This is a genomic window from Paracidovorax sp. MALMAid1276 (genome assembly GCF_049198005.1).
GTDB lineage: Bacteria > Pseudomonadota > Gammaproteobacteria > Burkholderiales > Burkholderiaceae_C > Acidovorax.
On the sequence record NZ_JBMIRS010000133.1, the window covers coordinates 1 to 7,693 of the forward strand.

Genomic DNA, 7,693 nt, shown 5'->3' on the forward strand with positions numbered 1-7,693 from the left:
CTCGCAGCGTCCAGATAGCCCGGGCTGTGGGTCAGCGCGGAAAAACAGGCCGCCGCAGCGTAGGCCGCTGCGGCGGCCGCCGACAGGTTGCCGGCCTGCGAAGAGTCGCCGGGCCGGTGGGGCGTTGCAGAAGGTGAGCTGAGCACCGCGTTCATGCCTTAAATGTAGCGCGGGAGGGGAGCGGGCCGTCTTGGGACAAAAAAAAGCACCGCCACCGCGGTGCTTTTTAGAGGGGCAGCGCCCGGAAAATGTTCAGCCGGGGACCTTCTTGAGCATTTCCAGGCCCACCTTGCCGTCAGCGATCTCGCGCAGGGCCGTCACGGCGGGCTTGTTGCGGCTTTCGATGCGGGGGGCGTGGCCTTGGCTGAGCATGCGTGCGCGGTAGGTGGCTGCAAGCACCAGTTGGAACCGGTTGGGGATTTTTTCCAGGCAGTCTTCAACGGTAATGCGTGCCATGTTCTGTACTCCGGGGAAATCAGGTGATATTGAGCGACTGGAAGGTGTCTGCGCGGGCGCGGCGTTGCGCCACATACTTCAGGCGCTGGGCGTGAACCACGGCTTTGAGGTCGAAAAGCGCGCGTTCAAACAACTCGTTGATTATAACGAAGTCAAATTTGCTCACTTGCGCCATCTCTGCGGCTGCGTTCTTGAGACGCACCTCGATCACGTCCGCCGTGTCTTCGCCGCGGCGCTCCAGGCGGGACCGCAGCTCTTCCCAGCTTGGCGGCAAAATGAACACCAGCACGGCGTTGGCGAAGGCCTCCTTGATCTGCAATGCGCCCTGGAAGTCGATCTCGAGGATCACGTCGGAGCCCTGGGCGATGCGCTCTTCAATGGCCTTCTTCGACGTGCCGTAGCGGTTGCCATGCACGTGTGCCCACTCCACGAAGGCATTGCCCTCGACCATGGCGTCGAATTCGGATTCGGACGCGAAAAAGTATTCGCGGCCGTGCTTTTCCTGGCCGCGGGGCGCGCGGGTGGTGTGCGAGATGGAGGGGTGAACGTGGGAGTCAAGCTCGAGCAGGGCCTTGACCAGGCTGGATTTGCCCGCGCCACTGGGGGCGGCCACGACGATGAGGTTTCCGGGATAGTCCATGGTTGATGTGCGCAGGGCGCTATCAAAAAGTGAGGGCTACTCAATATTCTGCACTTGCTCGCGCATCTGCTCGATCAGCACTTTCATGTCCACGCTGATGCGGGTGAGGTCCAGTGCGGCAGATTTGGAGCCCAGGGTGTTGGCCTCGCGGTGCAGCTCCTGGATGAGGAAGTCCAGGCGCTTGCCCACTTCTCCGCCCTTTTTCAGCAGGCGCTCGATCTCGTCCAAGTGGGACTCCAGGCGCGTGATCTCTTCGGCAACGTCGATGCGAATGGCGAAGGCGGTGGCCTCGGTCAGCGCGCGGTCGCGGGCGGCTTCGGGCAACACGGTGCCGTCGGTCAGAGCCATGGCGTCTTTCCAGCGCTCCATGAAGCGCTGGCGTTGCTGCTCCACCAGCAGAGGCACCATGGGAACGGCCTGCTGCGCCAGCGAGCGCAACTGCTTGAGCCGGTCCTGCAGCATGGCGGCCAGCCGCTTGCCTTCGCGCTCGCGCGAAGCCATGAGGGCTTCGAGCGCCTCTTCGGCCAAGGCGGGCAGTGCTTCGCTCCAGTCTTCAGCGCCGACAGGTGCGTTGGCGCACAGGCGCAGCGCGTCGGCTACCGTGAGGGGGGCGGCTGACGGCAGCCAGGCCTTGACGGAATCCTGCAGGGAGTTGAGCCGCTGAAGCAGCCGGGTGGGTGGGTCTTGCAGGGTGTTGGTGTCTTCCGACTCCAGCGCTGCACGGACCTCGACCTTGCCGCGTTTGAGGCGCGCGGTCAGCAGGCTGCGCAGGGCGGGCTCCTGGGCACGCAGCTCATCGGGCAGGCGAAACGAGAGGTCCAGAAAGCGGCTGTTGACCGAGCGGATTTCCAGCCCCAGCCGGCGCGAATGGGGCGCTCGGGCATCGGCTTCAGCGCCAGTGGCGGATGCGCCGTGCTGTGCGCTGGCGTATCCGGTCATGCTGTAAACTGGCATTGGACTTTTTGTTGGTTGCTTGCGATCCGGCGATTATCCGGGTTCCGCTTCGCCCCTGAGTCATCTTCGCAAAATATGTCAAAAATCAAGCCGGCTCCCTTGCCGCCCGATACCGCAATAGGCGGCTACCGCGTGGTGCGCCGGTTGTCGGCGGGCGGTTTTGGTGTGGTCTATCTGGCGCTGGACGCAGAAGGCCAGCAGGTCGCCATCAAGGAATACCTCCCATCGTCTCTGGCCACGCGTTCGCCGGGCGAACTCCTGCCCAAGGTGCAGTCCGAAAAGCTCTCGCTGTACCGCCTGGGCCTGAAAAGCTTCTTTGAAGAAGGCCGCGCCCTGGCGCAGATCTCCCACGCGTCCGTGGTGAGTGTGCTCAACTTCTTCCGCGAGAACGAAACCGTCTATATGGTGATGAACTACCTGGAGGGCGCAACCCTGCAGGACTTCATCATCACCGCGCGCGACCTGAAGACGCAGAAGGTGTTCCGCGAGTCCACCATCCGCTCGCTCTTCGACGAGGTGCTGCGCGGTCTGCGCATCGTGCACCAGCACAAGATGCTGCACCTCGACATCAAGCCCGCCAACATCTTCATCACCGACGACAACAAGGCGGTGATGATCGACTTTGGCGCCGCGCGGGAGGTGCTGTCCAAAGAAGGCAACTTCATCCGCCCGATGTACACGCCCGGGTTTGCCGCGCCCGAGATGTACCGGCGCGACTCATCGATGGGGCCGTGGACGGACATCTACGCCATCGGCGCCTGCATCTACGCCTGCATGCAGGGCTTTCCGCCCAACGAGGCGCCCCAGCGCATCGAAAAAGACCGCCTTTCGCTGGCCCTGACCAAACTGCGCGGCGTGTATTCCGACAACCTCATCGAGGTGGTCGAGTGGTGCATGGCGCTCGACCCGCTCTCGCGCCCGCAATCGGTGTTTGCCTTGCAAAAGGAACTCAGCCGCGAGGGCGAGCGCCGCTACACCAAGCTCACCGTGGCCGAGAAGATGCGGCTGCAGCTGGACACCCTGGTGTCCGATACCAAGAAGAACGTGCAAAAGGTGGGCGAAGCCACCGGCATCGGAGCCAAGCCCAAATGAAGTTCTCGATTTTCCAGATCAGCCGCCGCGGCGGCCGCGAGAAGAACGAAGACCGCATGGGCTATTGTTACACGCGCGAGTCGGGCCTCTTCGTGCTGGCCGACGGCATGGGCGGGCACCCGGAAGGCGAAGTAGCGGCGCAGATAGCGTTGCAGACCATCTCGGCGCTGTTCCAGCGCCAGGCCAAGCCCCAGCTCAAGGATGTGCAGGAATTCCTCTCGGGCGCGCTGCTGGCTGCGCACCACCAGATCCTGCGCTACGCCACCGACAAGGGCATGCTCGACACGCCGCGCACCACGCTGGTGGCGGCGGTGCTGCAAAACGGCACGGCCACCTGGGTGCATTGCGGAGACTCACGGCTGTACATGGTGCGCGATGGCGACCTGCTGACCCGCACGCGCGACCACTCGTACATGGAGCTGCGCAATGCGCCGCCGCCGGGGCTGGAGCGCATCAACCGCAACGTGCTGTTCACGTGCCTGGGCTCACCCACCAAGCCCATCTACGACATCACCGGCCCCGTCTACCTGGAGCAGGGTGATCGCATCCTGCTGTGTTCCGACGGGCTGTGGGGCACGCTCAGCGACGAGGAGATCGCCAAGCAACTGGGCCGCAACACGGTGTCGCACGCCGTGCCCGAGCTGGTGGAAGATGCCCTGCGCAAGGCCGGCGACAGCAGCGACAACGTGACGGTGATCGCGCTCGAGTGGGAAACCCCCGACGCCTTCGAGTCCACCCAGGGCGTATCCACCGACAGCATCAGTGACGACGTGTTTGCCTCCACCATCCAGGCCGGCCCGCTCGATGGCCTGGTGGACGACCTGGATGACGCCGCCATCGAGCGGTCCATTGCCGAGATTAACGAAGCCATCCGCCGTTCCGCCGCTCGGAAGGCCTGAGCCTTCCCCGGATACGTTTCGCGCCCTTCGCCGTTTCTTGGCTTTGCAGGGGATGGGGCGCGTTGCTGCAAAACAAGAGACACGCCAAGGGACACGCGGCGGTGCGACCCTGGCGTCCACTGTCCGGCGATGACCCGGCAATGAGGCGGCGATAACCCGCCGTGGCCCGCCCCGGTGCGCTGCACTTGCAGGACCGGGTGCTCCTTCTGATCCGTTGAGCCACCCACCACGAAAAATCGAAACCCATGACCTTTGAACGCTCCGGCGCCCGCGCCGCCCACCAGTTGCGCCCCGTGCGCATCACCCGCCGCTACACCATGCACGCCGAGGGCTCCGTGCTGATCGAGTTCGGCAACACCAAGGTGCTGTGCACCGCGTCGGTGGAAGAACGCGTGCCGCCGCACAAGCGCGGCAGCGGGGAGGGCTGGGTGACGGCCGAATACGGCATGCTGCCCCGCGCCACCCACACCCGCAGCGACCGCGAGGCCGCGCGCGGCAAGCAAAACGGCCGCACGCAGGAGATCCAGCGCCTCATCGGCCGCAGCCTGCGCGCCGTGTTCGACCTGAAGTTGCTGGGTGAGCGCACCATCCAGCTCGACTGCGACGTGATCCAGGCCGATGGCGGCACGCGCACCGCCGCCATCACCGGCGCCTGGGTGGCCGCGCAGGATGCGGTGAGCCACCTGCTGGCCAGCGGCAAGATCGTGCAGTCGCCCCTGCTGCAGCCTGTGGCCGCCATCTCGGTGGGCATCGTGCAGGGCACGCCGCTGCTCGACCTGGAATATGTGGAAGACGTGGATTGCGACACCGACATGAACGTGGTGATGACCGGCGCCGGACACTATGTGGAGGTGCAGGGCACGGCCGAAGGCGTGGCCTTTACCCGCGCCGAGATGGATGCGCTGCTGGCCCTGGCCGAGAAGGGCATTGCCGAGTTGGTAGTGCTGCAGAAGCAGGCATTGGGTGTGGATTGAATTGCTATCTAATTAATAGCTAAAAATCAATGATGGATAAGCGCTCAAGGCTATTTTGATGATGAAAATTGTTTTGGCTTCCAACAACCGCGGCAAGCTGGCCGAGCTGCAGGCCATGCTCGCGCCCCTGGGCGTGGAGCTGGTGCGCCAAGCCGACCTGGGCGTGGGCGAGGCCGAGGAGCCCTTCCGCACCTTTGTCGAAAACGCCCTGTCCAAGGCACGGTTTGCGTCCGCTCACACCGGCCTGCCCGCGCTGGCCGACGATGCCGGCATGTGCGTCGATGCCTTTGGCGGCCTGCCGGGGGTGGACACGGCGTATTACTGCACCCAGTTCGGCTACGAGAAAAGCGACGACAACAACGTGCGTGCCCTGCTGGAGCAACTGCAAGGCGTGGCCAACCGCCGCGCCGCCATGGTCAGCACCCTGGTCGCCGTGCGCAGCCCCGAGGACCCCGAGCCGCTGATTGCCGTGGGCCGTGTCGTGGGCGAGATCACCACCGAACCCCGGGGCGCCAACGGCTTTGGCTTCGACCCCGTGATGTTCATCCCCGAGTTCGGTCAGACCTTTGCCGAACTGCCCGTGGAGGTGAAAAACGCCCACAGCCACCGGGGCCGCTCGGCCGCGCAGATGCTGGCGCTGATGCGCGAGCGCTGGTTGTAGAAAGGGCGCGAACGTGGCCCACATCCCGATCAAACCGCAGGCCGAGGCGGAACCGGCCGTGGTGCGCGACATCCAGCACTACATGCGCCCCGGCCTGCTGCAGCTGCAGAGCCTGCCGCCCCTGTCGCTGTATGTGCACCTGCCCTGGTGCCTCAAGAAATGCCCCTACTGCGACTTCAACTCGCACGAGGCCCGTGGCGACGGGGCGGGTGACAACGGGGTGCCCGAGCAGCGCTACATCGACGCGCTGATGGCTGACCTGGAAGCGGCCTTGCCCCTCGTCTGGGGCCGCACCGTGCACAGCATCTTCATCGGCGGCGGCACGCCCAGCCTGTTTTCGCCCGCAGCCATCGACCGGCTGATTGGCGACATCCGCGCCCGCCTGCGGCTGGAGCCGGACTGCGAGATCACGCTGGAGGCCAACCCCGGCACCTTCGAGAAAGACCGCTTCCGCGCGTACCGCGCTGCGGGCGTCACGCGCCTGTCGGTGGGGGTGCAGAGCTTCAACGACCAGCACCTCAAGGCCCTGGGCCGCGTGCACGACCGCGCGCAGGCCCTGGCGGCGGTGCAAGAGGCGGCCGAGGCGTTCGACACCTACAACCTCGACATCATGTATGCGCTGCCCGGCCAGACGCTGCCCGAGCTGGAGCAGGACCTGTTGACGGCGCTGGCCTTCCAGCCGCCGCACCTCTCCATCTACCACCTCACCATCGAGCCCAACACCTACTTCGCCAAGCACCCCCCGGCCATCCCCGAGGACGACCAGGCCTATGCCATGCTCGACCGCATCACCGAGCTGACGGGGCGGGTGGGCATGGATCGCTACGAAATCTCGGCCTATGCACGGCCGGGCCACCAGTGCTTTCACAACACCAACTACTGGCAGTTTGGCGACTACCTCGGCATTGGCGCGGGCGCCCACAGCAAGCTCAGCTTTGCGCACCGCGTGGTGCGGCAGGTGCGCTTTCGCGAGCCGCGCCGGTACATGGACAACGCGCTGGCCGGGCGCGCCGTGGCGCAGGACGACGAGGTGCGCCGCGCCGACCTGCCTTTCGAATACATGCTGAACGCCCTGCGCCTGCGCGAAGGCTTTGCGCTGCAGGACTTCATGGCCCGCACGGGCCTGCCGCTCACGGCGATTGCCAAGGGGCTGGACGCTGCCGAGCGCAAGGGCTTGATGGCGCGCGACATGGCCCGTGCCTGGCCCACCGAGCGGGGTTTTGACTTCCTCAGCGACCTGCAGGAGCTGTTCCTGGCGGACTGACGGGGCCGATGGAAGCCGCCAAAGATGCCGCCAATGCCGCCAATGTTGCCGGCGCCTGAGTCGGCATCAGCCGCAGCTGACCGCGACGATGCGGCCGCTGGCGTCCACCTCCAAGTTCAGGCGCTGCGCATTGAACTCCTTCGTCACCATCTGCCCGGGCCGCAACACACGGGCCATGAGCGCGCCTGAGCGCGCGCGCGCCGTCTCGACGACCGAGGGCGTGCTGCTTTGGCCGATGGCGCCCTGCGCGGGTTGCGCGTTGCACACGGCGGTAACGGGCGGAGGCGGCGGCGGCGTGCTGGCGCCGGGGGCGGCGCCCGCAGGCGGGGGATTGCCGTAGCTGGCGCAGCCCGAAAGTACGGTGGCGATGGTGGCGGTGGCGATGAGGGTTTTGGATGGCATGGCAAGGGGCTCCGTGAATGGGCTGGAAGGCACAACCATACGTCAATGCGGCCTGCACGGGGGTGTCCACCGGTAACCCGCGCGCAGGCTTCGGGCACATTCTGCCGCCGTGTAAAACGCACCACCGGGCCCGCGTGCGGCATTGGCCGAATCATCGGCCTCGTCCTACAGCGCGGCCTGAGACCCCGCCTTACTATCACCTCCGTCGACACCCCTCTCGACATCCCTCCCGCTTGCAACGAGCAAGTGTTAAGCCCGCAACAGCGGGCTTTTTTTTTGCGTGCGCCCAGCATGGGCGCACTCCTACGGGTGCAAGTCCCGTCGTAAGTTGGTCACAACGAACGAAGCGAA

At 65.5% G+C, this 7,693-nt stretch carries 9 protein-coding genes; 5 read left to right on the forward strand and 4 right to left on the reverse strand.

All coding sequences use genetic code 11. From position 1 onward, the window contains the following. Positions 1-252 precede the first annotated feature (252 nt). Genes rpoZ through ACOQFS_RS09035 form a run of 3 tightly spaced genes read right to left on the reverse strand, consistent with a single transcriptional unit; the run spans position 253 to position 2,050 of the window. On the reverse strand, positions 253-456 hold the full coding sequence (rpoZ, locus tag ACOQFS_RS09025) for a DNA-directed RNA polymerase subunit omega (RefSeq protein WP_069103553.1): 204 nt from the start codon (positions 454-456) through the stop codon (positions 253-255). A gap of 19 nt (positions 457-475) precedes the next feature. Then, positions 476-1,096 (reverse strand): guanylate kinase, encoded by a 621-nt coding sequence (gene gmk / locus ACOQFS_RS09030; protein ID WP_421562560.1) that lies wholly within the window; start codon positions 1,094-1,096, stop codon positions 476-478. Between the two features lie 36 nt (positions 1,097-1,132). Continuing rightward, the gene (locus ACOQFS_RS09035) at positions 1,133-2,050 is read right to left on the reverse strand and encodes a YicC/YloC family endoribonuclease (RefSeq protein ID WP_421562561.1); all 918 of its coding nucleotides are present in this window, start codon (positions 2,048-2,050) and stop codon (positions 1,133-1,135) included. 75 nt (positions 2,051-2,125) lie between these two features. Between ACOQFS_RS09035 and ACOQFS_RS09040 the strand changes: the two genes are divergently transcribed. The 5 genes from ACOQFS_RS09040 to hemW all read left to right on the forward strand — a co-directional run bounded on the left by ACOQFS_RS09040 (position 2,126) and on the right by hemW (position 6,940). Continuing rightward, positions 2,126-3,142: a serine/threonine protein kinase gene (locus ACOQFS_RS09040; protein WP_421562562.1), complete on the forward strand. Its 1,017-nt coding sequence runs from the start codon at positions 2,126-2,128 to the stop codon at positions 3,140-3,142. After that, positions 3,139-4,041, forward strand: a complete 903-nt coding sequence (locus ACOQFS_RS09045) for a PP2C family protein-serine/threonine phosphatase (RefSeq protein ID WP_421562563.1) — start codon at positions 3,139-3,141, stop codon at positions 4,039-4,041. The genes ACOQFS_RS09040 and ACOQFS_RS09045 overlap by 4 nt, the downstream gene beginning before the upstream one ends. A 245-nt stretch (positions 4,042-4,286) precedes the next feature. Beyond that, positions 4,287-5,015, forward strand: a complete 729-nt coding sequence (gene rph, locus ACOQFS_RS09050) for a ribonuclease PH (protein ID WP_421562564.1) — start codon at positions 4,287-4,289, stop codon at positions 5,013-5,015. 61 nt (positions 5,016-5,076) lie between these two features. Further along, entirely contained in the window at positions 5,077-5,676 is a 600-nt protein-coding gene (gene rdgB, locus ACOQFS_RS09055) for an RdgB/HAM1 family non-canonical purine NTP pyrophosphatase (protein ID WP_421562565.1), read from the forward strand. A 13-nt stretch (positions 5,677-5,689) separates the two neighbouring features. After that, on the forward strand, positions 5,690-6,940 hold the full coding sequence (gene hemW, locus ACOQFS_RS09060; protein WP_421562566.1) for a radical SAM family heme chaperone HemW: 1,251 nt from the start codon (positions 5,690-5,692) through the stop codon (positions 6,938-6,940). A gap of 66 nt (positions 6,941-7,006) precedes the next feature. On the opposite strand, the gene ACOQFS_RS09065 is transcribed toward hemW, so the two are convergent. Continuing rightward, positions 7,007-7,342: an I78 family peptidase inhibitor gene (locus ACOQFS_RS09065; protein ID WP_421562567.1), complete on the reverse strand. Its 336-nt coding sequence runs from the start codon at positions 7,340-7,342 to the stop codon at positions 7,007-7,009. Positions 7,343-7,693: the final 351 nt, after the last annotated feature.

Excerpts from the sequence above, each read along its gene's own strand:
- rph (WP_421562564.1), top strand. The coding sequence starts at position 4,287 with ATGACCTTTGAACGCTCCGGCGCCCGCGCCGCCCACCAGTTGCGCCCC.
- ACOQFS_RS09045 (WP_421562563.1), top strand. The coding sequence starts at position 3,139 with ATGAAGTTCTCGATTTTCCAGATCAGCCGCCGCGGCGGCCGCGAGAAG.
- gmk (WP_421562560.1), bottom strand. The coding sequence starts at position 1,096 with ATGGACTATCCCGGAAACCTCATCGTCGTGGCCGCCCCCAGTGGCGCG.
- rpoZ (WP_069103553.1), bottom strand. The coding sequence starts at position 456 with ATGGCACGCATTACCGTTGAAGACTGCCTGGAAAAAATCCCCAACCGG.
- ACOQFS_RS09040 (WP_421562562.1), top strand. The coding sequence starts at position 2,126 with ATGTCAAAAATCAAGCCGGCTCCCTTGCCGCCCGATACCGCAATAGGC.
- rdgB (WP_421562565.1), top strand. The coding sequence starts at position 5,077 with ATGAAAATTGTTTTGGCTTCCAACAACCGCGGCAAGCTGGCCGAGCTG.
- ACOQFS_RS09065 (WP_421562567.1), bottom strand. The coding sequence starts at position 7,342 with ATGCCATCCAAAACCCTCATCGCCACCGCCACCATCGCCACCGTACTT.
- ACOQFS_RS09035 (WP_421562561.1), bottom strand. The coding sequence starts at position 2,050 with ATGCCAGTTTACAGCATGACCGGATACGCCAGCGCACAGCACGGCGCA.